This is a genomic window from Brevibacillus sp. BC25 (assembly GCF_000282075.1).
Lineage (GTDB): Bacteria > Bacillota > Bacilli > Brevibacillales > Brevibacillaceae > Brevibacillus.
On the sequence record NZ_AKIX01000101.1, the window covers coordinates 1 to 25,445 of the forward strand.

At 45.2% G+C, this 25,445-nt stretch carries 21 protein-coding genes and 1 riboswitch; of the genes, 18 read left to right on the top strand and 3 right to left on the bottom strand.

Annotation, left to right across the window (positions count from 1 at the left end; genetic code table 11):
- Positions 1-1,057 precede the first annotated feature (1,057 nt).
- Complete coding sequence (locus PMI05_RS23065; protein WP_007727055.1) at positions 1,058-1,696, top strand: hypothetical protein; 639 nt, start codon at positions 1,058-1,060, stop codon at positions 1,694-1,696.
- Positions 1,697-1,974: 278 nt separating this feature from the next.
- Here PMI05_RS23065 and PMI05_RS23070 read toward each other — a convergent pair whose 3' ends face one another.
- The 3 genes from PMI05_RS23070 to PMI05_RS23080 form a co-directional block, all read right to left on the bottom strand.
- The gene (locus PMI05_RS23070; RefSeq protein WP_007727056.1) at positions 1,975-2,787 is read right to left on the bottom strand and encodes a hypothetical protein; all 813 of its coding nucleotides are present in this window, start codon (positions 2,785-2,787) and stop codon (positions 1,975-1,977) included.
- 60 nt (positions 2,788-2,847) lie between these two features.
- Entirely contained in the window at positions 2,848-3,711 is an 864-nt protein-coding gene (locus PMI05_RS23075) for a tyrosine-type recombinase/integrase (protein ID WP_007727057.1), read from the bottom strand.
- A 296-nt stretch (positions 3,712-4,007) separates the two neighbouring features.
- Positions 4,008-5,921 (bottom strand): hypothetical protein, encoded by a 1,914-nt coding sequence (locus tag PMI05_RS23080; protein WP_007727059.1) that lies wholly within the window; start codon positions 5,919-5,921, stop codon positions 4,008-4,010.
- A 476-nt stretch (positions 5,922-6,397) separates the two neighbouring features.
- On the opposite strand from PMI05_RS23080, the gene PMI05_RS23085 reads away from it, so the two are divergent.
- The 17 genes from PMI05_RS23085 to flgL all read left to right on the top strand — a co-directional run bounded on the left by PMI05_RS23085 (position 6,398) and on the right by flgL (position 25,436).
- Positions 6,398-7,342, top strand: a complete 945-nt coding sequence (locus PMI05_RS23085; protein ID WP_157230948.1) for a hypothetical protein — start codon at positions 6,398-6,400, stop codon at positions 7,340-7,342.
- A gap of 542 nt (positions 7,343-7,884) precedes the next feature.
- Complete coding sequence (locus tag PMI05_RS23090; RefSeq protein WP_007727062.1) at positions 7,885-8,814, top strand: accessory Sec system S-layer assembly protein; 930 nt, start codon at positions 7,885-7,887, stop codon at positions 8,812-8,814.
- A 96-nt stretch (positions 8,815-8,910) separates the two neighbouring features.
- Positions 8,911-9,858 (top strand): SLAP domain-containing protein, encoded by a 948-nt coding sequence (locus tag PMI05_RS23095; RefSeq protein ID WP_007727064.1) that lies wholly within the window; start codon positions 8,911-8,913, stop codon positions 9,856-9,858.
- Positions 9,859-9,899: 41 nt separating this feature from the next.
- Positions 9,900-10,895 (top strand): SLAP domain-containing protein, encoded by a 996-nt coding sequence (locus PMI05_RS23100; protein ID WP_007727066.1) that lies wholly within the window; start codon positions 9,900-9,902, stop codon positions 10,893-10,895.
- Positions 10,896-11,074: 179 nt separating this feature from the next.
- Positions 11,075-13,651, top strand: coding sequence for a S8 family serine peptidase (locus tag PMI05_RS23105; RefSeq protein WP_007727068.1), 2,577 nt, complete (start codon positions 11,075-11,077; stop codon positions 13,649-13,651).
- Positions 13,652-13,712: 61 nt separating this feature from the next.
- Positions 13,713-13,814: riboswitch (SAM riboswitch) on the top strand.
- 133 nt (positions 13,815-13,947) lie between these two features.
- Positions 13,948-15,153, top strand: a complete 1,206-nt coding sequence (metK, locus tag PMI05_RS23110) for a methionine adenosyltransferase (protein WP_007727071.1) — start codon at positions 13,948-13,950, stop codon at positions 15,151-15,153.
- A 151-nt stretch (positions 15,154-15,304) separates the two neighbouring features.
- Positions 15,305-16,321, top strand: coding sequence for a polysaccharide deacetylase family protein (locus tag PMI05_RS23115; protein ID WP_007727073.1), 1,017 nt, complete (start codon positions 15,305-15,307; stop codon positions 16,319-16,321).
- Positions 16,318-17,460, top strand: coding sequence for a sensor histidine kinase (locus tag PMI05_RS23120; protein ID WP_007727075.1), 1,143 nt, complete (start codon positions 16,318-16,320; stop codon positions 17,458-17,460). The genes PMI05_RS23115 and PMI05_RS23120 overlap by 4 nt, the downstream gene beginning before the upstream one ends.
- A 33-nt stretch (positions 17,461-17,493) precedes the next feature.
- Positions 17,494-18,201, top strand: coding sequence for a response regulator transcription factor (locus tag PMI05_RS23125; protein ID WP_007727082.1), 708 nt, complete (start codon positions 17,494-17,496; stop codon positions 18,199-18,201).
- A 70-nt stretch (positions 18,202-18,271) separates the two neighbouring features.
- On the top strand, positions 18,272-18,637 hold the full coding sequence (locus PMI05_RS23130) for a glycosyltransferase family A protein (protein ID WP_007727085.1): 366 nt from the start codon (positions 18,272-18,274) through the stop codon (positions 18,635-18,637).
- Positions 18,638-18,786: 149 nt separating this feature from the next.
- Positions 18,787-20,775 carry a DEAD/DEAH box helicase gene (locus tag PMI05_RS23135; RefSeq protein ID WP_007727088.1) on the top strand — a complete coding sequence of 663 codons (1,989 nt, stop codon included), beginning with the start codon at positions 18,787-18,789 and terminating at the stop codon, positions 20,773-20,775.
- Positions 20,772-21,551, top strand: a complete 780-nt coding sequence (locus tag PMI05_RS23140) for a ComF family protein (protein WP_007727091.1) — start codon at positions 20,772-20,774, stop codon at positions 21,549-21,551. The genes PMI05_RS23135 and PMI05_RS23140 overlap by 4 nt, the downstream gene beginning before the upstream one ends.
- Positions 21,552-21,638: 87 nt before the next feature.
- On the top strand, positions 21,639-22,067 hold the full coding sequence (locus tag PMI05_RS23145; protein ID WP_007727094.1) for a TIGR03826 family flagellar region protein: 429 nt from the start codon (positions 21,639-21,641) through the stop codon (positions 22,065-22,067).
- 110 nt (positions 22,068-22,177) lie between these two features.
- Positions 22,178-22,453 carry a flagellar biosynthesis anti-sigma factor FlgM gene (gene flgM / locus PMI05_RS23150; protein ID WP_007727097.1) on the top strand — a complete coding sequence of 92 codons (276 nt, stop codon included), beginning with the start codon at positions 22,178-22,180 and terminating at the stop codon, positions 22,451-22,453.
- 71 nt (positions 22,454-22,524) lie between these two features.
- Entirely contained in the window at positions 22,525-23,016 is a 492-nt protein-coding gene (locus PMI05_RS23155; protein WP_007727101.1) for a flagellar protein FlgN, read from the top strand.
- Between the two features lie 12 nt (positions 23,017-23,028).
- Positions 23,029-24,516: a flagellar hook-associated protein FlgK gene (gene flgK / locus PMI05_RS23160; protein ID WP_007727103.1), complete on the top strand. Its 1,488-nt coding sequence runs from the start codon at positions 23,029-23,031 to the stop codon at positions 24,514-24,516.
- A 17-nt stretch (positions 24,517-24,533) separates the two neighbouring features.
- Complete coding sequence (flgL, locus tag PMI05_RS23165; protein ID WP_007727105.1) at positions 24,534-25,436, top strand: flagellar hook-associated protein FlgL; 903 nt, start codon at positions 24,534-24,536, stop codon at positions 25,434-25,436.
- The last annotated feature ends 9 nt before the right edge of the window (positions 25,437-25,445 follow it).

Genomic DNA, 25,445 nt, shown 5'->3' on the forward strand with positions numbered 1-25,445 from the left:
AAGCAGATGCAACTCAAGATGAAGTTAATGCTCAAGTAACTGCTGTCAACGAAGCAATTGCTAAATTGGTAACTCTTTAAAAAAATCACGAAACGTTACTTCATAAACTCATTACCTGAGTGAAAGAAGTGGAGAACGACCCCTAGACAACTTTCATAGCGGTCTAGGGGTCTTCTCTAACTATCTTGTCAAATAGATTGGTGCAACTCCAATCCATGAGAACAGCCTATGGCTCATGTGCCTAATCCTCCTGCACGGAAAACAGTCCTATACCAACTGCTCCCGTGAAGTCAGGTGAAGTCGTACTTGCTGAGATGCAAGGCGGGGCTCTTTAAAAGTTGACTATGGTCAGGCGACGAATCCATGGTGACCCAATACGAGATAGCTGTTGTTAGGTAGTTAAGCGCTAGGGGTTGAACAACAGTCGATGTACGTGAAATCGCACAGACGAAACAGGAATAATTCAGGCTGTTAAACCTGTTTTTCTCGTATTGTATAGTGGGGACCTAAGGTCAGCAAAACAAGGGATAGACAAGGTGGAACGTTTGAAGTCTTATCAGAAGAGGTGGGTTAGCACCAGTGAGGCTGATAAGATGGCAGCGGGTTCGTAGTAGTGTGGATGGCTTACCGTTTGTACCCGTAGTGGTAACACAGGCGGGGAGGAGAAAACTGGCCGGAGCGAAGGAACCCAGTCAGTGGATAAGAAGGATACGAGGACTTACAATGGGCGTTGTAGTTTCTCAAGTCTACAAATGAACGATTTCCAAAAAGGATTGCAGAGAGATCATTTCTGCAGTCCTTTTTTGCGTTTGATCCTGCTTTAAGAGCGGCTGCCAGTATAGCTCCTTAAGACGATTACGTTTGTGAGAAATTTGTGAGAAGCATTTGATAGGATGAAGATGCCCATTGTAAGACGTAACATTTCCTTCTTCGCTGATGGAACGCCGTATGCGATGAAAGTCGCCCGTACGGTGTAGGCTCGTTATAACCCCAAATTTCAACGGGATAAGACGAGAATAGCGAGATTGTCTGGAATGCGAAGGAAGTAGTAAAAGGTATGGCACCGACCGGTGGTTCAGAAGAGACGAATCAGTTGGAAATTTTAACAGGTGCAAATAAAGACGGAAGGATTAAAGTAGTATTTGATGATGGCCAGACTCGAAAAGACATTATTCAAACGGTGAACATGAATGACAATACTACAACAGTCTTTTACAAACTGATGGATGCGATCTATCAAGAATTGGGATTTGATTATGATATGACAGGAAGTGGTATGACTATTTATATTAAAGAACCAACACAAGAGGCAGACAAAGATATTACCATCACGTTAGAAGATCTTGACGCGACGGGTGTCACTGGAGTAGGTTCAGAATGGAGAAAGGGAGTTGCTGGTACGGGCGGAGTTGCTGAGGTAAATGAACTTGAAATTACTGAGGCTGGTTCTGGCTTGAAGGATTTGAGTGTTAACTTTACCGACGGAAACTACTTGAATGAGACGGTTACTGTTACCCTTCAAGGTACAGAAACACCTTCTGAAATTGCAGACAAAATTGAATCTGCTTTTCAAGCACTCTACAATGGAAAAGGGTTATTCCGTCAGAATATCACGGTTTCTGGAGCGAAAGTAACATTTACGTCTACGAAAACAGTAGCAGATCAAAATATTACAATTACAGTGAAGAGTAAATAGTTTTCAATCAGAAGCTGTGAATCCTTAATTCTTCACAAGAGTCTGCCTCTTAGAGGCAGGCTCTTTTTCTCGTTAACAAGGTAAGCGAAATAATCAAAGTCCCCCTTCTCAGTAAATCTGTAGTAAACGCCGTTGGACAGTATTCAGAATGTGCCAAAATCCCCCGTATACTGTAGGTCCAATGCCTCTATAGCAGTGATTCGCTATGCCTGTATGATTTAAAAATAAAAAGCCTCCCTATCCCGAAGCAAATCAGAGGGATTAGAAGGCGATTTGACTTACACTTTACCAATCAATGTACTGATCTCTCTCTCATATCCATATCGCTTGAAAAACTCAATCAATGCCACAGCGAAAATATCTCTCTGACTAATGTTTTTTTCCTTACTGTATTCGCGGACCATTTGATCGAGTGTATTTGTCATATGAACAGATTTCGTAACGAAAACACCAGGTACGGCATATCGAGGAACTTTCCCTGATTCTGAGCCAGGAACGATCAGATCGATTAGACGGCCTCTGTTGCGCTCCAATAACTCGAGTATGGGAAGATATTGATCCATCTGGTTAGAGCCCATGAGACCGGTTCTAGGGGCTACAAAAGCCTCACCTAATTCTGACAGCGGGTCTTCATTCGATGATTTCGGTACTGCTTCGTTATGTAGCATTTCCCTATCGGCTAGTTTCCCATATTCCTTCACATAGTTCTTCGTATCAGAACACCACTTGTATCCTTTTGCCTTCATATATGTTGCCAGCTCCCGGTGATCCTGAAAGCCCATACGTTTGGCAATCGTCTTCGCATCTGCTCCTTCTTTCTGAAAGAGCGAGAGAATCGTCGACTCCATTGAAGACTTCATTAAATCCTTACTTGGATTCCACTTCTCAGTACTTGTATGTATCGGTACATAAGCTTGTTTATTACGATCCCACATAAAGTTCTTGCGACGCATATATATATCTAATGTCTTGTAATTCTTATGTCCCAATTCCTTCGCTAGCTCATCTCTCGTTTTTCCCTCAACCATGCCGCGCAATATCTCATTGACACGCTCGTCATAGATTGGTTTTTTCTCTGTACGTATATCCACTCTCTACACTCCTATTTATCTCTCTTTTAAAGTGTTTGGATATTTTATTTATACACTCACTTACAAATGGCTGATTGCATCTCGCAGCTGATCTAAATTTGTGTGTGTATAAACACTGGTTACGTTCAAAGATGAATGTCCTAGAAGTTTTTGTATTTGAACCAGATTAACATCCTTTTTGACTAGTTGACTTGCAAAGCTGTGGCGGAGGATATGAGCTGTCACTTTCTTACTCCACCCTAATCGTTTGACGGCTTCCGTAATTTCTCGATTTACGTATACCGGCGATAGTTTACCGCTTTTCTTGGTACAAAAAAATCGATTTGAATCAGAATCAGGTCGATGATGCAATACGTATTCTTTCAACGTGGGCAGTAAACGGGGAGAGATTGGAATAAATCGATCCTTGTTTCCCTTACCGGCCACTACGTGAATCACCTGCTGATCCCACTTCACATCATCTAATGTCAGGTTCAGGCATTCTGATATGCGCATACCAGTCAAGAAGAGGACCATAACCACTAGTCTAATTAGGGAGTGGTCGATGGCGTTAACTAAATCGTTTACTTCTTGTTCTTCCAAGTATGTTCTTTCCTTTTGCTGCACCTTTATTTTCTCGACAGACAACGCAATATTACGAGGAACCCATTCTTTTTTATATGCATAAGCAAAGAATGAACGAAAAGTATGAAGGTTACGTTGTCTGCTGGCAGGAGCATAGGAACGCTCTGATTTTAGATATAAAAGAAAATCTTCGATATCCGTTGCCGTTACTTCATCAACGTATGGCTCACAGTTGTATTTGCTCTCCAGAAAACGGGTAAAGTAGGTCAAATCCTTTTTATACCCCGTAATCGTTTGTTCACTCCGGCTAATGGAGAACAAGTATTGCAGGAAAATATCTACTGATTGTGTTAAAACCATTTGTTTCAAAACACCACCATGAATGTCAGCATACTTATACAAAAAGAGTAGCCGAAATATGCGGGTAACACCTTTAGTATATCCGTAGTTTGGTTATTTAAATCCTTTAAAAAGAATGTGTTATCTGATTGGAAAAGTTATAAGTTTTCAGTTATATAAAACTGAACTTAAGGGGTTAGCACATGATTGTATTAGTGACTTTCCACCATTTTCATCTTTTTACATAATTTTTTCAAACGGCCAGAAAAATACCCCGTACACATTTCTGCGTATGGGGTATTTTCTTAACTGTTCGATTAGTTATGAGCAGTTACGTCAGCTTTAACTCCGTATCCATTTGCATCTTTCAGAGTTTCGCCAGTAGTTTTAACTGTGATTGTTTTAGTTGGATCCCAGTTAGAAGAAACTTGATTATTGTAACCAGTACCGTTAACTTGAGGAGTCAGTGAGATTTTCACTTGTTTTGTGTTACCAGCTACCAGAGATACTGCTGCATCTCCATCTGTACCACCTGTACCGTCAGTCCCCAAAGTACCCAAAGTCAATGCATCGGATCCTACCAAGATTTCGAACTCAGCAGAGAGTTTAGTTGGATCATCGATTGTTGTAGCAGTTGCGCTGTCAATGTTCTCGTTGAAAGTAAGAACGATGTCGTTACCCAGAACTTGAACAGTTTGCAGAACAGCAGCTGTGTTGTCAGCGATATTTACTCCGAAATCAGCAGCTTTTTCCATAACATTGCCAGCTTTATCAGCTACATTGCTTACAGTCAGAGTTGCTGGAGTACCAGCTTGAGCACCGAACGCTACAGTTTCAGCTTTCAGTTCGATAGTTACGCTATTTTTAGCGGAGCTATTGAAGTAGATGTTAGCTTTTGTGCTATCCAGTGCAACACCGTCGAGTTTGTAGTTAGCCAGATCAAGAGCAGAAGCTCCTACTTCTTCGCTAAAGTCTACAACAAACTTGTTAACACCAGTTACTGCTGCATCAATAACAGCTTCAGTATCCAGAGTAGCAGTTGGTTTTACAGTATCAGCTGCGTTTCCTACAGTTAGTGTAGTAGTAGCTGCTGCACTCAAGTTACCAAGAGCATCTTTTACTGCACCTGCTCCGATTTGTACTGTGTAAGTACCGTTTTCGATTTCAGTAGCACCAGCTACGAAATCAACCAGCAATACTTTAGGAGAACCAGCTTTAGCAATAGTAGTTGCTGCGATAGCATCGAAACGAACACCTTCTGCATTTGTGATAAGGAGTTTAGTCTCATCTACGTTTGCATCAAGATCTTGGAACTCTTCATCGAAAGTCAATTCGATAGTTTGTTTGTCGTCTGCTACTTTAGAAGAAACGAAACGAGGACCTTGAGCATCACGGTTGAAGGTGATTGCTTGTGTATACGCATCGTTACCATTGTTAGAAGCATCTTTAATTGCATTAGCATCAACAATCAGAGTAACTTGTGCAGTTGCAGCTGTGTTGGAAGCATAGAGACCGTAGTTAGGTGCACCAGCTCCACCAAGGTTAAAGGATACATCATAAGTTTTGTTTGTGGTATCATTAGCATCTGGAGTAACAGTTACTACTGTATTAGCAGTACCATGAGTATAAACAGTAGAACCCATCAGAATCTTGAGATCTGCTGCTTCCAGTGCAGAAGCACCGCCAGCAAGTTCTTCGCTCAATACAACTTTAACTGTGTTTTGACCAGTTTGAGTCACAGAAGTAATAGCAGGTTTAGTAGTATCAACTGCTTTTACAACAGTGCCATTGTATACAGCCATTGTGTTCAGAGCTGTATCTTGTGCACTGGAAACAAATACAGTTGCAGTTGCGCCACCAGCGATTGCTGGCAAGTTAGCAGCTGGAACAGTTACTACCGTATCACCTGCAACAACTGGAGTATGTGCAACTGGAGTGTTGTTTACACGAACAATCGGTTGTTGTGTAGCTGCAAGTGGCTCAGAGAAAGTAATAGTCAAGTCACCGGTAGCAGCAAATTTAGTTTCAGTGATTGTTGGTGCTACAGTATCAGTTACAGTAATAGTTTGAACTTCACTTGTTACTTTGTTACCTTCAACATCAGTTACACCATCAACTTGGAAAGTGAAAGCTGTGTTGTTAGGTTTTTTGTCAGCAAAAGTGATAACAACAGACTTTTTGTCTGCTTCCAAAGCTGCTTTTGCTTGACCAGTAGTTGTTCCTTCTACCAATACAGTATCATTTACCTTGTAGTTGCCTTCAGTCTCAGCGGAAGTTTTGTCAACTTCTTTGTTGAAAACAACTTTAACTTGAGTTTGGTTAATAGCACTAACCCTTACAATAATTTCTAATTGTTCACCAATTCCAGCAAATCACGTCCTACCAGTATTTTCATAGTGTCCATGTTACCCATCATTTGTAGAAAAAAGGAATATGGATGTAGCTGATTGCTAAGTAATGGAAATCCCCACAATATGGAAGTGTAGTTTTGCCTTTGGAAGTTGATGTTTTGAAAAAATAGCAAAATAAAACTGGTAAAAATAAAAAGGACAAATCTCTCAATGAAATGTCCAATACCGTAGAATCAGAAGCTTATCGTAGAGTCACGATAAGCTTTTTATTTTGACTTAGGAAAAATATCCTATACAAAAATGTTAAATATTCCTATAATTTACATCGTTGTTATTATAAATAAATGGAGGCGGATATGATGAGCGAAAAAAACAGCGGCAATTGCTTCAAGTCAATCTTGTCAAAGTTTTTCCTAACGTTTGTAGCTCTCGCACTGATCTTACCTTTCTCACCAACAGGATCATTGGCAGCCCTTGCTCATGCGGGAAGGTTATCCGAAGCAATCGATCGGATCAACGCGATCAAAATCAGTGACAACCCAACAAGGGAAGAAGAGCAAGCAGCCATTTCTCAAATGAGTGATGCATTATCCGATCCAATCTTAGAACTCAAGTTTTCTGATGCTTTTGATGGATTCACCGAAGAATACAAGCAAGATACCTACTCACGTATGGTGTATCTGGTAAAGTACAAACCGTTTCTCGACCAAAAAGATGTCCAAGCTGGTCTCGACTATTGCATACAGGAAACAATTAATCTCCGAACGGCCAGCGAAGAAATACCCAAGTATGAAAAAACAGCGACGATCCCTGACACAGTAAAAGCAGGGGACGATATTACCGACCAAATCATTCGCCTTATTGATGGCAACGAAAGAAACCTGCTCGTCCAGGTTACAGCGAAAAAAGTACTACCGATGAAGGGCAGCAATCGCCCGGTGGAATATATGCAGGTTGATCCAACTGGCAGAGTGATACTAGTCAAGCCAAATACCACGGGAATGCCTGTGAAAGAACTTGTACATGTTTGGTTCACCGTTGACGACACGAGCACAGGACATAGAGTGGAGGTCACCATTCAGCCAAAAGGTGATACTGGGGGACCGAGCGATACCCAAATCGTCCAAGACGAAGTAATTAAATACAACAGAGCCGCTTCGATTTCTGCAACGACAGAAGCCGGAGTAGATGTCACCGATCAAATTATCCGCCTGAAAGATGGCATGAGCAAAAATCCAAATGTCCAAGTTCAAATTCATCAAATCGAGGGCATGGGTGGAGGAAACAAACCTGCACAATAATCGCTGGCGGGGCCTATCGCATTCGTGATAGGTTCTTATTTTTTGAAAACAAAAAAGAACCAACTGCACAAGACAGTTGGCCAAAAAGAAATTCCCCAAGTTATTTGTTTAGACCCTTATATTTTATCAATAATAAACAACATTGTAAACTTTAACTCATTATGGAAATGTTATACACGGGATATTCAACGACTCGATAGCATAAAAATTTTTTCTTCATTAAATATGCGACGAAGGCACGGTGAACGTTCAAAGGTGTTTGCAGGGTATAGACCGACTAAGAAACGGTCCTTGAGGCTGCGAGCAAACCAGGTTCTCCTTTTTTGCCCCACCGCCCATCCTTCCATTCCTTGACATCCCTTGTTGCGTACGGGTATCCTAACATAACTAACAGTACGAATGGCACTGTGAAAAGGTTGCAAAAGCCTTTTGTTTTCTGCTTGGAATGCCAAGTTTTCTATGTTGCAAAAGGATGTCACTATGCTATAGTGGATGACGAATGTAACTATATATAGATGTAGAGAAAAGTTGGGAGCGACGATATGTTATCCTTCTTGAAGAATTTAATGGGGAATAAACCAACAACCAATGAGGTGCGAGAGCAGGTTCAGGAGGAATCGATTCTTTCCGCTGCTGATACCGAACAGTCACATCAGGTACAGGTTGAATTAACTGGCGTCACAACAACACTCTCTCTGCATGAATCTTGGGAGAGTCAGCTGAGTGCGCAAGAGAAATACTCGCTCTCCTTTATGGCTCAGGAGCTGGAGCCGTTGCAACCAGGGAATATCTCCTTGGCTGGAACTGCGCTTGTTCCGCATGATGACGGGATCGAAGTGACGGCATTCGTCCGGAATAGCACGGACCGTCCAATCAGCCTGAATGAGATGACACTGGTGGTACTGTTTGGGGATCAGGAGCTGTTTACCCGCCAATCCTTTGATTTGAGCGAGCTTGGAGAAATTCCGCCGCGTTCTGCAAGACCGTGGTCGTTTGTATTTGCCAGAGAGCACTTTTTACAGCTGGAAGTTCTTCTCTTGAATTGGAAAATCGCTTTTGAGATGGCGCAGAAGAAGATGGTTCTTCCACAGCAGCTGGAGCTGGAGGAATCCTGGATTAAGGCGCTGACTGATGAACAAAAAACGTCCTTAATTGAATTAGCGAAGAATCTCCCGGCTCTAAAAGAGGGAGAAGTAAATATACAGAGTGTGCAGATTCGTCAAACAGAAAATGGTGCTCTGAATGCGATGCTTTTGATTCGCAACGGCTCTACTCAGTCGCTGTCCTTCGAGACGTTGCCGCTGGCGCTGTATGATGCAAGCGGGGATAAAGTGGCAGAAGGTCTGTTTGAACTCGGGAGCCTGACTGTAAATGCAAATACGAGCAAGCCATGGCTGTTTATTTTTCCGCCAGAGAGCATCCAAAAGGAAGAGCTTGACTTGTCCCGTTGGAAAGTAAACGTTCCCCAATGAGCCTGATGCAAGAGAGCGAATTTGCATAGGCTAGTCAAAAAAGTTTATCATGATGAGAGAGCTTCGTTCGTGTCCGGACGTGTGAGGAGGTAGCCTATGTTTTCCTTTATGAAGAATTTATTAGGTAAGGATCAACAGGATCTGAAAAAAGATATTCAAGAAGAGTCTGCCATTGATGTCGCTGATATGAAAAACACCGAGGTCGAATTGGAAGGCAATGAGCAACAGGAAGCTTCTGTAGGTGGAGCTGAAAAGATTCGTACGGAATTGTCTCTGAGTCCGATTTGGGAAAGTGAACTGGATTCCGAGAAAAAGTACACGCTTCGCTTTTTGCAAGAAGAACTGCCTGAGATGCGTAAAGGCATGATTAGCGTAACTGGATTCAGTATGATTCCGCAGCCAAACGGCATGACTGTCGCTATGTTCTTCCGCAACTCCACGAATAAGCCAGTGCGGATTAAAAACGTTGGATTAGCGATTTATCTCGATGATAAGGCGTTTGCACGGATGAAGGTTGATTTGTCAGATATGGACGCAATTCCGCCGCATACCAGCCGTCCGTGGGAGGTATTGTTCCCGGAAGAGAGCTATCTGCATGATAATTTCACCTTTAACCGTTGGAAAGTGGTTATGAAGGCTGGTAGAAATTCGCATGTATGGCCTCGTAATCTGGAGCTCGATCCTGAAATGGAAAAGCGCATGACCGATCGCCAAAAGGATCGTCTGGAAGCGTTGACGCAGTCTCTGCCAGTGATTCCGATTGATACCGTTCAGGTTACTGGTTTTGACATCGGAATGACAAAGGAAGGACATTTGGTAGCAGCGATGCTCTTCCGCAATGGGATGGCCCAGAATTACCGTCCTGATGAAATCAAGCTGACGATTGCTGATGCAAATGGTGATCTGGTAGCAACAGGTGTACTGGACGCAAGTAGCATTAATGTGAAGCCGGGTTACAGCCGTCCATGGATGATTGTATTCCCGCCAAATTTAGTGAAAAAGCCTGATGCCGACCTGAAAAGATGGACGCTTGAGGTAGAATAGAGCGCAATACTTTTGAGGTGTGGGAAAGAGGAGGTTGACTTATGAGTTGGTTATTGGAAAATTGGTTTGGTTCCAAGGAGAGCTTGGAGCAAGTACGCGAAGATATTCATGAGAATCTTCATAGAGAGTTTTATTTGGGTGTATCCGGAATAGATAATCCACAGCAATCTGCGAACCGTGTGGATTCCAAAGAATTGTTTTTGGTGCTGAACGGTCCGTGGGATGATCAATTGGACGAAGCGGAGCATGAGCTCTTGCAATACGCGCATGATGAAATGCCTCCAGTGGTTCGTAACGAAGTAGGTATCATTCCGTTCTTTACGCAGGTTACCAATGATGGTTACTTGGTTCTTACCTACGTTCGCAATGCGACTGACCGCAGCATTTTGCTGCAAAAACTTCCGTTGTCTTTGGTGACGGAGGATGGAGAGGAAGTCGCGAGAAAGACTTTTGATCTGATCACATCTGGTCCAGTGATGGAAATGTCCAGCCGTCCGATGGAATTCATGTTCCGCTGGGATGAGTTCGACCGTATTCCTGAAAAAGAGGTTCCTCTGAAGCTGACCTATATCAAGCCGAAAAAGAATGAAGTAGAAGAGAATCAAAACTTCAATTTGGGTCTGAGTACAGATGAGTCCAAGCAATACTTGCAGCAGGCAGCAGAGAAGGCTCCGATTGTAGAGGGCGAAGTAGATTTGCAAGTCCTCGACATCAAGCCAGGTGAAGATAACGGACTGAAAGTCATCGTTGCTTTCCGTAACGGTCTGGGAAAACGTCTGGAGTTTACCGAAGTGCCGATTATCGTTCATGATAAGGATGGCGATACGGTAGCACGTGTACACTTCACCTTGGAAAACATGAAAGTAGAAGCAAATAGCCATCGTGTATGGGCATTTGATATTCCGTTCTCCTCCATTAAAAAGGAAGAGGTAAATCTGGCGGAACTGACTGCTTTTATTCCGAAAGCACAACAAAGAAAAAAAGAAAAAGCTCAGGTAACACCTGAAGTGGAAGACAATAAAGGTTTGTTACAGTAAGGAGAAAACCCTTTTTGCCCATGGTGAAAAGGGTTTTGTACTGTTATAACGTTCCAAATATTGGGTAATCAGGGTTGCGTGTCTCCCTTTTCATCCGCTATGCTAGGACGAGAAGATAAATACCTGAATTCCTTTTAGACTGCTTATTGTGCAGGGGAGAGAAGGAAGGACTGTTTTGCATGAAAAAATCAGTGAACATGTCAGTAGCGACTGCGTTAAGTGTCGCGCTAGTGATGGCAAACAACCAAACTATTTATGCTGCAGCACCAACTGCATCGAATGACTACTATTTAAGTAACCAGCTTCATTTGAGTCAGATTAGAGCTCATCAAGCTTGGTCACTCGTAAATAGTAATGAACAGATTATCATCGCAGTGCTGGACTCCGGGGCGGATTACAAGCATCCTGATTTGAAGGACAACCTTCTGCCGGGTGTGAATCTTGTCAATCCCGGGAGGTCTGCCCAGGACGATAACGGACATGGAACAGAAGTAACTGGTGTACTGGCTGCTAGCGGGAATAACAGTATTGGTGTATCCGGTGTCTTGTGGAATGCCAAAATTTTGCCGATTAAAGTTTTGGCCAAAAATGGAGATACTACGGTGCAGACTCTTGCTAAGGGTATTAACACTGCCTTGGATCGTGGTGCCAAAGTCATCGTGATGTCTCTCAGCAGTATGGCCTACTCTAAGGAACTGGCGAATGCTGTGCAACGAGCGGAAAGAAACGGAGCTGTTCTGATTGCAGCTAGTGGCAATGAGAGTAGCCGTGTGGCTTATCCGGCAGCTTATCCTACGGTGTTAGCGGTAGGGGCTGTAAGGAGTAACAATGAAGTGCTGTATCAAAGCAATACAGGACCTGAGCTGAACCTGGTAGCACCTGGTTTCAATGTTTATACGACCAAGCTTGGGGGAAAATACGGTTCTTTTAGCGGTACTTCAGCAGCGGCACCACAAGTAGCGGGTGCAGCGGCGCTCATACTAGCTCGTCATCCCAAACTAAGTCCATTTGATGTGAGACAATTGCTTTTTCAAACGGCTACGGACTTAGGGGAAAAGGGATGGGATCGGAAAACGGGCTACGGATTGTTAAATGTCGACAAGGCAGTTCGAACGGCCTTATCCTATGACTTTTTAGAGCCGAACAATCAGACGTACTCAGCCAAAGCGTTTCCGATTGAGTCTCAGATACGTGGAAATTTGGGGCCAAAAGACACGATAGATTGGCTGAAGATGGACATCCCTTACGATGGGAAGGTCAGCTTCACAGCATCAGTGACTTCCGGTGTTTCTTCAGCGATGGCAGCTACCTTTTACCCAGAGAATCGTCCGCCGATTACGCAGTACTTCGGGAATGGGGATACGATAACTGTTCCGGTCAAGGCGGGAAGAATGAATATCCGGTTGATGCGTAACGGAGGGGTCAACAACGCTTTTACCTACGTGTTGACGAGTAAGTTTACCATTAATCCGGACCGTAACGAACCGAACGATACACAAGAGACGGCAAGGCCGCTCGTAGGCAACGAAATCAGTGTAACAGGCAATTTCCACGATGAAGGGGATCAGGATTGGTTCTCCTACTACGTTCGTGAATACGGGCATATGGATGTCACTGTTAGTCCTGATAATAAGCGTGTCGATCTAGTGCTGGGTATCGGTAAACAAGAGCCCGGGAAAAAGACGGTTGTCTGGGATCCTAACTACGATAATGGAACGAAAGACAATCCGACGGAGCGTGTCCAAAAAGAAGTGTCACCAGGCAAGTATTTCATCCGTGTGAGTGAGTACAATCGTAATGCGGTGAATGGCGAATATCAGCTGGATCTGGGATACACGCCAGTAAAAAAAGATTTTAATGAGCCGAATGACACCTATCAAAAAGCGTCTCCGTTAAGCGGTGGGACAGTGATGTCAGGCACAATACCGACAGCTACTGATTCCGACTGGTTCCAATTTACTGTGAATAGTGAATCGTATGTGACGTTCCGAGCGCCGTACATTCCTGTCGATAGCGGCTTTCGTTTCGCGCTCTATAGCGATCGAAACATGAACTATGCGATCGCTTCGACGAATGAGGTAGCGGAGCTGTCTAACCGAGGAAACGATGTTATCGGTTTGCGTTTGCAACCAGGAAAATATTATGTACGCCTTAATAGCGGTACTGCCTTCAAATATGAATCGTACCGACTCACGGTGACGCAGCAGAAATTGATAGCGGGCTATCGCGATATTTCGGACCACTGGGCGCGCTCAGAGATCGTCAGACTTAGCTCTCGCGATATTGTAAATGGGTTTAATGATGCGTCGTTCAAGCCGAACAAGGCAGTGACCCGTGCAGAGTTTGCCACAATGCTGCTTAAATCGATGCGTGCGACCGGTTCCAAGGTAGCGACTACCTATACAGGAAAAACGACCTTCCGGGATATGCCAAAGCGGCACTGGGCGTATCACAACCTAGGTGTATCCTATCAATTGGGAATTTTGAAAGGGTACCCGAAGAATGAAATGAAGCCGGATCAGCCGATATCGCGTGCAGAGATGGCAGTAATGATCGCGCGGGCACGTGATGTTTTGATGTATAACCGTGGTACCTCGAATTATCAGGATGTGCCAACGAGTCATTGGGCTTCTCCTGCTATTGAGGCTTTAACATCTAGAAATTGGGTCAATGGGTACGGTTCTTCCTTTAAACCGAATGGAAGGGCAACTCGCGCCGAGGTAGTTGTGGTACTTTCCAAAGCCTATCAACTATAAGTAAAATTTTTCCTATTGACATCTCTGAAAAAAACAATTATTCTATTATCCGTAATGGATACTCTTATCCAGAGCAGGCGGAGGGACTGGCCCTATGAAGCCCGGCAACCGATCTAGAGCGGTGCTAACCAGCAGAACGGACATCTGTTCTGGCCGATAAGAGGATGAAGGAAGCAAAAAACGCTCAAACCTTTTCCTCCTAAAAGATGGAAAAGGTTTTTTATTTGCGTTTACGTAGATAAAATCCTGACTCGGCTACCACACTATTTGTATGAGGTCAAAGGAGGTATTTTCTCATGGCTTTGCAAAAAGGTCGTCGTCTGTTTACATCCGAATCTGTAACTGAAGGACATCCGGATAAAATTTGTGACCAAATTTCCGACTCCATCTTGGATGCGATCCTGTCCAAAGATCCAAACGCTCGCGTAGCTTGCGAAACTTCCGTAACTACTGGTTTGGTTCTCGTAGCAGGTGAAATCACTACAAACACTTATGTGGATATCCAAAAGCTCGTTCGTGAAACCATTCGTGAAATCGGTTATGACCGTGCGAAATTTGGTTTTGACGCTGATACTTGCGGTGTTATTACTGCAATTGGCGAGCAGTCCGCTGACATTGCACTTGGTGTAGACCAAGCATTGGAAGCACGCGAAGGCAAAATGACTGACGCGCAGATCGAAGCAATTGGTGCGGGTGACCAAGGTTTGATGTTTGGTTTTGCTTGCAATGAAACACCTGAGCTGATGCCACTTCCGATCAGCATGTCCCACCAATTGGCTCGTCGTCTGACTGAAGTACGTAAAAACGGAACACTTGCTTACCTCCGTCCTGACGGAAAAACACAAGTAACCGTTGAGTACGATGGCGACAAACCAGTTCGTATCGATACAATCGTTATTTCTACCCAACATGCTCCTGAGACAACTTTGGAGCAAATCAAGCAAGATCTGGTTGAACAAGTAATCAAACCAGTTGTTCCAGCTGAACTGTTGGACGCTGATACCAAATACTTCATCAACCCAACTGGCCGTTTCGTAATTGGCGGACCACAAGGGGATGCTGGCTTGACTGGCCGCAAAATCATCGTAGATACTTACGGCGGTTATGCTCGTCATGGCGGCGGTGCGTTCTCCGGTAAAGATCCGACAAAAGTTGACCGTTCCGGTGCTTACGCAGCTCGTTATGTAGCGAAAAACATCGTGGCTGCTGGCCTCGCAGACAAATGCGAAGTACAAGTTGCTTACGCAATTGGTGTAGCACAACCAGTTTCCATCGCAGTAGATACTTTCGGTACAGGTACCATTTCCGAAGAAGCTCTGGTGAAATTGGTTCGCAAACACTTCGACCTGCGTCCTGCTGGTATCATCAAGCAGCTCGACCTGCGTCGTCCTATCTACAAACAAACAGCTGCATATGGCCACTTTGGACGCAATGACCTGAATGTTCCTTGGGAGCAAACAGACAAAGCAGAAGTTCTGAAGCAAGAGGCTGCTCAACTGTAATATTGCTGAATGACATAAAAAGAGCCTGGTATTGCTACTGGGCTCTTTTTCGTTTTAGGAGCAGAGTCATCCAATTATTGGGTCAATTGTTGCACAGGAATTTGTAGGACTGTGTCGAATCTCCTAGTGAGGAAGTAGAGGAGGGGTTTTTTTGCCGAACAGAAGGCTCTTCCTGATCGTGTTTCTTACTTTTTTGTTTTTTGCAGTGGCTATTGGGTTGTTAGGCGAATCTTTTCTGGAAAAAAAGAATAAACAAGAAGTGCAACCTTTTCCCCAAGTGGATACGTCTATAAGCATAAGTGAGACAAAAAATGCTGAGCCAAACGTCACACCAATTGAAGAAGCAGCGGTTCAAACGAAAAAGTGGTATAACAATCAGGTTGTGGTTTTGACGTACCATCATGTCACGGATCAATCGAATCAGCGGTATGTCATAGCTCCTGATCAATTTGCCCGACACATGAAATTTTTGCATGATAACGACCTGAATCCGATTTCGTTGGATGAGTTCCTGCGATTTATGGAGACGGGTACCTTACCGACTGAGAATGCTGTTTTGATTACGTTTGACGATGGGTATGAGAGTTATTACAGAGAAGCATTTCCGATCTTACGTACATACGGCTACCCTTCAGTGAACTTCGCGATTGCGGGGCGCTTAAGAGATGTAGCTGACCGAAAACGGGAGAATATGACGCCACCACTTACGCGTCAACAGGTTAACGAAATGGTTCATACGGGACTGGTTACGATCGGGTCCCACACGTACAGTCTGCATGAAGAGGAAGAACGAAATGAATGGGGCGATCTTGGCCCAGAAACAGCTCCGGTCTATCTGAAAGACTTGCAGCGTTTAGAGGACGTGAAAGAGTACAGGGACCGCCTCTATGTGGATTTCAGTATATCTCGCGTCAGTTTAAGCGAATGGATGAAGCAAGAGATCGAAGTCATCTCGTTGCCGTTTGGATACACAAGTCCAAGCGTACTGGAGACAGCTCGTCAAGCTGGCTACCGCTATGTGTTTACATCCAATCGTGGATTCGTAAAACAGGGAACAGATCCGTTTGCCATTCCACGCAATGACATGGGTCTGAGAGATGTAGAAGAAGAGCACCTCCAACAGTTGTTCACGAAGGCTAAAAATGAGTTTGAAGGAGAGCAATCATGAACAAAGCGATAGACATCAGCGTGCTGGACGGGGTGATCAAGCGAACGATTGAAACCGTAGAAACGAGTAAAACTCAAATATTTGATATAGCTGAAAACGCCAGACAGCATGGCAACTCATTGAAGTTTGATTTACATGAACTTCGACAAGAAATTTCCAAAGTGATTCAAAAAGTCGATGCACTTGAACTCGCGTATCGCAAATCGCGCAACAAGCTCGTGTTGGTCAGTCGTAATTTTCATATGTACACGGAGGAAGATATCCGGGTTGCGTATGAAGAGGCGAGCCGTATTCAGGTAGAACTGTCCATTTACCGCGAGCGGGAAAATAATTTGAAGCGCAGAAGAAATGATTTGGAGCGTCAACTGCGTACCTTGGAAGAAACCATCGTTCGTGCAGAAAAGCTGGTTTCTCAAATGGGCGTTGTGCTTGGATATTTGACTGGTGACTTAAGTAAGATAGGCGAGGCGCTGGAATCAGCTAAGCAGCATCAGTTGATGGGCCTAAAAGTAATCCAGGCTCAGGAAGAAGAGCGCAAGCGTGTCGCGCGCGAGATTCACGATGGTCCAGCTCAATCGATGGCAAATGTCGTGCTGCGTTCGGAAATTGTAGAACGCATGTTGAAAAACGAGCGCATTTTGGAAGCGCAGATGGAACTGCACGAGCTGAAGGAAATGGTGCGTTTGAGCTTGGCGGATGTTCGACGAATTATTTTTGATTTGCGTCCAATGGCATTAGATGACTTAGGGCTAGTACCTACCTTGCAAAAATATATTCAAACGTGCGAAGAGCGTATTCAGTCTTCTATCGATCTGGTAGTATTTGGTGTGGAGCCACCTTTGCGCAGTTCAGTAAAGGCTGCGATCTTCCGTTTGGTTCAGGAGTGTCTGAACAATGTGGAGAAGCACGCAGGTGCTACGACAGTTCAAGTGAAGCTGGAATTTGTACAAGATTCGTTAAGCCTTGTCGTCAAAGACGATGGGGTCGGATTCGATCTTGAAAAACGCATAGCGAATGGCAACTCTTTTGGACTCTTGGGAATGCGTGAGCGTGTACAGCTCTTAGAGGGTAGTGTCGAGCTGCAATCCGCTCCGGGAGAGGGAACCAAGGTTATATTCCAAATACCGATAAAATTGTGACATGATACGTAAATAAGTACTGGGGGATGAACCATGGATAAGAGACAGCAAGAACTCCGCATTGTGATTGTGGATGACCATCAATTATTTCGCGAAGGCGTAAAGCGAATATTGGAAATGGAAGAAGATTTCAAGGTCGTCGGTGAAGGTGCAGACGGAGGAGAAGCCACAGTATTGGCGGAAGAGCACAAGCCGGATGTCTTGTTGATGGATATTAACATGCCGAACATAAATGGCGTTTCTGCTGCAGAAAATGTGATTTCTGTAAGCCCTTCTACTCGTGTGATTATGCTCTCGATTCATGATGATGAGGGATATGTGTATCGTACACTCCGCGCTGGAGCGTCTGGCTACTTGCTGAAGGAAATGGGAACGTCAGACCTCGTTGACGCAGTGCGTGTAGTGGCTAGTGGTGGTGCATACATACATCCAAAGGTGACGGGCAAGCTGATTGAAGAATTCCGTCGTCTGAGCGAGCAGGAAGGGACGGCAGAGCGTAGCTTCTCCGTTGATGAATCGCAAACTATCGATCCAAAAGTGATCGAATCGCTTACCCGTCGCGAGCGGGAAGTATTGCAGCTGATGGCAGAAGGGAAAAGCAATCGTGCCATTGGGGAATTCTTGTTTATTAGTGAAAAGACAGTTAAAAATCACGTTAGTAGCATTTTGCAAAAGCTCAATGTTCAAGACCGGACACAAGCTGTTGTCATCTCCATTAAAAACGGCTGGGTGAAACTGTAGGAAGCGCTTCCTATTTGCACTCTGTTCAAGCCGTGCGGCATACCTTGGTATAGGAGGAGGTATGACCGTGATGGAAGAGCTGATTGTATGGCTTTTGGCAGCATTTGGCTGCTCCTCTTTGTTGGTAATGATCGCGGAGCGCTGGACCAATCGGACGGATAGCGCGAGCGAGCTCCCGTATGAGCATTATCGGTTACTGGTGCGCAATTCGGAACAGGTGCTGGAACGTGTAGTGAGGAGTCTGCTGTTTCGTTCGTATTGGAGTGGTAGACCAATCCGAATTACCTTGATAGATGATGGATCTGACGATGATACGAAACAGATGACAGTCGTCTTGAATCGTTATCCGTACGGACATTGTTTGGGAGACGGTCAGGAGGAGAAGGCGGCTGGAACCATCGTCATTGATCTGCGGGAGAAAAAAGAGGGAGCATAAAAATTTATTAAGCGTAAATATTACGAGCTGTCGACAATAGATCGGCGGCTTTTTTATTTTTCTACAGCCTGATTTTGATTCCGAAATTTATTTGCCGGACCTGTCTGTCTTTTTGCACACTAATGGCAAGAGGGCGGGGGAGTGAGCGTATGCGTGAGTATTTGCTGTATATCAAAGCTTGCGGCGGGTCAATACCACAGGTGCAGACTTATGTTACGCCGAGCTTTTCTGTAGATCGTTCTTTTTGGCAGGAAAGAGAAGGGTGTGTCCTGCATGTCATTGGGAAGACATCGTCACTTGCTTTGGCTTTTTCCTTGCGTGCGAAAGTGAACGGGTATTTGATGGAACAAGTCGGTAAAGGACGGATGCTGACTGATGGATATGTAAAAGAGTTGAGAGCGCTGGCGGTAAGTAGCGTGTGCGAAGCGAGTAGCTTATATGGACGGGAAGCAGTGAGCGTACAGGATCGTCGAGGGCAGGGATGGTTTTCTTGGGAGTCAGTCGAGGAGAGTGTGGAAGTTCCTTATCAAGGTAGCAAAGTATCGGGGAAATTGCCGGATGCTCAGTTGGGCTATTTAGGTGGTCGCAAACTTCTTCGAAGGAGCTCATCGTGCGAAAAACCACAAGAAGTTGTTTTGAGCGAGATTTTGGACGGGCGTGCGCTCCTTTGGGATGAAGTGGAGTCTTTGCTGAAAAAGCGAGGGGTGGACGTACATGATTTGTCAGCCATTTTGCATTCGTTCGTGCTGGCAAACAAAGCGGAGTGGCGACCTGGTATTCGTTTTACGGTCACAAAAGGATGGTGGCGCAATCGGCTGGAGTTGGTGTGTGAGCGCTGCGGAAGTGCAGGAGCGAAGGTGGAATTTACTTATTGTCATACGTGTGAGCAAGGCTGCGCCTATTGTACAGCTTGTTTAGGTATGGGCAGGAGTAAGTGTTGTACACCGTATTTTTTAATGGATGTAGGAGCATCGCTTATCCGTAGCACAGAACACTTGCAGAACGTGGCGAGATTGGGGTGGGCGGGAAAGTATTCGGCAGATCAATTGCGGGCAGCTGAGCGAGCGCGTTGCTTTGTAGCCAATCCGAGACCAGGGCTGTCGGAATATTTGATTTGGGCGGTTTGTGGAGCGGGCAAAACTGAGCTGTTATTCCCTTCTGTTACAGAGGCACTTGCTGCCGGCGGTCGCGTTTTGATTGCGACACCTCGAAAAGACGTCGTGTTGGAGTTGGCTCCGCGTATTCAGCGAGTCTTTCCAGGGGCTAAAGTGATAGCTGTCCACGGTTCGAGCTCAGAGAAGTGGGAAGAGAGTGACATCACGATTGCGACCACGCATCAGGTCATGCGCTACCATCGGCGTTTTTTGCTGGTGGTTCTCGACGAGGCCGACGCGTTCCCGTATCATAATGATCCTATTTTGTATCGCGCTCTATCCAGAGCGGTGAAAACGAATGGGAAGCTCCTCTATTTAAGCGCGACACCTCCGGGATATTTGCAAAAGCGGCTCGTTAGAAAGGGACGCTCATTCCTAGGCTCGTCTGGCGCGATACCGCTATTCTCTGATACGCATGTTCTGTTACCTGGACGCTATCATGGTGCGGCGCTTCCTGTCCCCAAGATTCTCACGGTACAAGGCTTACATAAGCGCGTTCAGACGAATAGAGTTGTGGCACCGTTTATAGAAGCGGTAAGTAGTTCTCTGAATGAAGGTCGACAAGTTTTTGTGTTTGTCCCGCGGGTTGATGAAATTAACAGGGTGTTATCGTACCTTCAAAAGTGGCTTCCTGCTCACGCAGGGGAGATGGCCGGTGTACATGCGGCAGACCCTATGCGGGAGGAGAAGGTACTCGCATTTCGACAAAAACGTTATACCGTCATGGTTACGACTACGATTTTGGAGCGGGGTGTGACCATACCGAAGAGTGACGTAGTAGTGGTAGGTTCGGAGGCACCTGTATTTGACGAAGCGTCATTGGTGCAGATTGCAGGACGAGTAGGACGATCCGTTGATGATACGTCAGGTAGTGTTTTATTTTTGCAAGCAGAACGCGCTACTTCTCCAAAGCGGGCCGTCAGACAGATTTCACAGATGAACAGCTTGGCTCAAAGGCTCACGGAACCAAGAGGCCTTTCATGACAAGTGGGATGTGTGTACGTTGTGGTGGACATATCGCAGTCCCCGAAAAGGAAACGGTCGTTCGTGAAAAGGCGCGACAGCTATCGGATCAGGCGAGCTATCCGGTCATCTACCGCATGTTAAAAGGGATTGTGTTGTGTGGAGTCTGCCTTGATTCTTTGCCGTTGATCGGACATGATATTTGCCAGCGGTGCGGGCGCGATAGGGAGTTGCAGGTTAGTATCGGGGACGAAGGGCTATGCAGGGATTGTGTTCATGGAGAAGATGGACAGATATTGGTGGCAAATCGGAGTTTGCTTCGCTATGAAAAGGGAGAGAAGGATTTACTCGGATTGTTTAAATACCGCGGTGACGAGCGGCTAGCTTTATACTATGGTACGCTTCTCGCCATTACGGTTCAGCGTTATTACAGGTCTATGGGGTTTACCTGTATCACGACGGTTCCTTTACATCCACAACGATTGCAGGAACGTGGCTTCAATCAGGTTGACTTGCTGGCCCGCTATTTAGGAGCAGCGATCAAGATTCCCGTGAGACCGCTGCTATGTCGAACGAAGGACACCCCAAAGCTGAGCAAGCAAAAAGGGCGCGCAGCACGCCACGAAAGCATGCGCGAAGCTTTTGTGTGGGATGGCAAGGATATGCCCTTTGCTGCCAAAATTCTGCTCCTTGACGATATTTATACGACTGGTTCGACGTTGCGTTCGTGCGCGAGGACAATCAGAGCACATTTGGGGCCAAGTTGTGAAGTATATTCCTTGACAATATACCGATAGCCAGCTTGGAAAAATTAAGCTATGATGTAGGCATACAACGGATGTAGAACCGTATGAACTTTCTGAACGGAAAAGGGGTTGTCCGATATGGCTATGGGCAAGTTGGCAAACTGCTCGCGGTGTGATGCTGTATTTGTACAAGCAGTCCGTGACATTTGCCCCAAGTGCTGTAAAGAAGTGGAACAAGAATATGAGGCCTGCGCCCAGTTTTTACGCAAGCGTGAAAATCGTGGATCGAATATTCATCAAGTGAGCGAAGCCACCGGTGTGAGCGTGAAACAAATCACGAAGTTTATCAAGGAAGGGCGCATTTCGGTTGCCGGAAGTCCAAATCTTGGTTATCCATGTGAGCGCTGCGGTTTTTTGATTCGAGCAGGCAACATTTGCGAATCTTGTCTAAACGGCTTGAAGCATGAAATCACGCAACAAATCGAGGTAGAGCAGCGATTGGAGGAGTTCCAACGCGCCGATCTGGCTAAGGCAGCTTATCGAAGAAAGCAGAATAGTGACGAATAGTTTTGTGCAAAAAAACTAATCGTACATCATGAAATTGCCGATGATACTACTAAGAGGTGTCATCGGTTTTTTCTATGAAAAGACCGTTGGTATGAGAGGATGGTAATCAGATGCGGATTAATGAACCTAACCGTGTCGGGATGATCAATGCTTACAACAAGACAGGTAACAACCAGGTAGGCAAAAGCGGCAAAATCCCGATGGGCAAGGATGAAGTAAAGATTTCCACAGAAGCGCTAGAAATGCAAAAGCAAGTAGAAGATGTCAACTCTCCACAACGTCGGGAAAAAGTGGAGCAGTTGAAGAAGCAAGTGGAGGAAGGAAAATATCACGTCTCAAGTGAGCGGATTGCTGATAAGCTCCTGTCCTTTTGGAAAAAGCTGTAACATGATCTAGAGAGGGCTTTTTGAACAGCCTCTTTAAATAGTTTTCGATGGAAGATGAGGAGAAGCAAGGAATGAACAGACTCTACGATCTGCTCGACAACTTGATCCAGTTGCACAAAGCCTTGTACACCTTAGCCATGCACAAGAAAGAAGTGCTGGTAAAAGGAAATGTGGATGAACTTATAGCCATTACGCGCCAGGAGCAAAAACTGATCAAGGGCGTCACAGAAGCTGAAGTAGCCCGCCAGCAAGTCGTAAAAGAACTGACAGCACAGAAGGGCTTTGCGCTGCAAGAAGGCACACTGGCTGAATTGATCAAGTTGACGACCAGTGCGGAAGAGAAGATGCGACTCACTTCCTGTCGTAATGAGCTAAGCCGGATTGTGACTGAACTGCGCGATGCTAACGACCTGAATCAGCAGTTACTGGAGCAATCCCTTTCTTTTGTAAACATGACGCTTGACCTGATCACGGATACGCCCGAGGACGACTTCATCTACGGAAGGCCGACCTCGGATACGTATCGTCAGGCTAATCGAACTTTTTTCAACAAAAAAGCGTAAAGAGGTGTCGAAATGCGCTCTACTTTTCATGGAATTGAAGTCAGCAAACGCGGCTTGTTCGCTCAACAGTCCGCGCTAAATACAACGGGACACAATATCTCCAATGCGAATACGGAAGGGTACAGCCGCCAGCGCGTGAATATGCAGGCTACGAATGGTTTGCCTTATGTGGGGATGCAGGCAACTATAGAGCCAGGCTTGCTCGGAACAGGGGTTCAAGCTACTAGTATTCAGCGTCTGCGGGAAGAGTTTTTGGATATTCAGTATCGGAATGAGCACAAGCGTCAAGGCTACTGGGATGGTCGTTTGGAAACCTTGGAGAAATTAGAAGGGATCATGAATGAACCTTCTGATACTGGCTTGCAAAAAGTTATGGACCAGATGTGGCAAGCATGGCAGGACTTGGCTAAAGACCCTACTGATACATCGGCTCGCGCAGTTGTTCGGGAACGAAGCAAGGCAGTAGCGGATACGTTTAATACGCTAACCAATCACATCAAGGAAGTACAAACTGATCTCAACAACGTGGTCAATGTAAAAGCGATGGAGATCAATTCCTTGGGCCAACAGATTGCTAGCTTGAATAATCAGATTGCTAACGTTGTACCGCATGGTTATCAGCCAAACGACCTGTATGACCAACGTGACGTGCTTTTGGACAAGCTCTCCAAGCTGGTGGAGATTCGTGCGACGCAATCGACAGCGGGAATGGTCAATGTTACGATTGAAGGTCGTGAGTTTGTTACTGGGATTACTTCGCAGCCCGTAGCTACTGTACAGAATCCAGCTACGGGTATGAGTGACATGACGCTGGGCGGAGCGGCGTTTGTGCCAACAACCGGCTACATGGCAGGAACCCTCCAATCTCGTGATCAGATCGTGCCGAACATGCTGAAACGCTTGGATGTTTTGGCTGTGAATCTGACGAAGGAAATCAATGATCTGCATCGGGCAGGTCGAAGCTTGAGTGATATTAACAATGGCACTGTACAGGATCTGCCGTTCTTTGTAGATGCGAACTCACTGGCTGCTAATCCAGCATCCAAAAATTATCCAACAAGTGCATCTGGGATTGTCATAAATCCGGAAATTATGAAGAGCTTGGATGCTATTGCTGCAGCTCAACCAGAAGCAGGTAGCACTCCTGTAGGGAATAACAAGAGCGCTCTCGCCATTGCTTCGATTAAGTTTAAGGTATTAGCTGCAGGCACGGGGCCTAATGACCTGGCTGAAAGCTCTACGTTGGATAACTACTACCGCTATACGATTAGCCAATTGGGTGTCGATGCCCAGGAAGCCGAGCGTAACCAGTTGAACTCCGAAATGCTTGTTGGTACTGTTGACAGCCAGCGTCAGTCAGTATCGGGTGTATCGATCGATGACGAGATGGCAGAAATGGTGAAATACCAACATGCGTATAGTGCATCTGCTCGAGTCATGACAAGCATGGACGAAATTTTGGACAAAGTCATCAACGGCATGGGCCGAGTGGGCCTCTAATTAGGAGGGAATAGATCATGGCAGTACGTGTAACGCAGAACATGCTGAATAGTAATATGCTACGGAATTTGCATAAATCGATGCGGAATATGGATAGTTTGCAGGAGCAACTATCATCCGGCAAAAAAATTGCGAAGCCATCAGATGATCCAGTTGTGGCAGCACGTGGTATGTTTTATCGTTCTTCTTTGATGGAGAATGATCAGTATAAACGGAATGTGGATGAGGCACAATCTTGGTTAGATATGACCGATAGTACTATGGATGAAGTTGGTAGCGTCTTGAAGCGAATTAATGAACTCATGGTGTATTCTGGGGATGGGGCCGTTTCCCCTGATGATTTGAAAACGATGGGGTCAGAGATTCTGGAATTGAAGAATCATTTGGGAACGCTTGCTAACCAGCAAATTAACGGGAAGTATATATTTGCAGGAACAGATACGAACAAAGCCCCGTATGATTCAAGTGCCAATGCTGGTAAAGGAGACTTTGTCAGTACGAACAATTCTCCTATAAATCTAGAAGTGAGCCAAAATGTTTTTGTTACGTCGAACGTCAATGCTCAAAACATCTTTAATTTCCCTGACAATGCAAATAACATGTTTAAAGTGATTGATAATATTATCAATGAGTTAAATAACGGGAGAAGTGCTTCGCAATTTATAACGACAATGGATCAGCAGTATGACAAATTATTGGCAGAGCGAGCTTCTTTAGGAGCATCTGTAAACCGTGTAGATTTAATTGCAGAAAGACTCAATACCCAAGAAGTAAGCATCACTGGGCTAATGGCGAAGAATGAAGATGCTAACATGGCAGAAGTAATGACAGATATAAAGACACAAGAAAGTGTACATTCAGCGGCGCTGGGATCTGGAGCCCGTATTATTCAACCAACACTGCTAGACTTTTTGAGGTAGAGAGCTAGG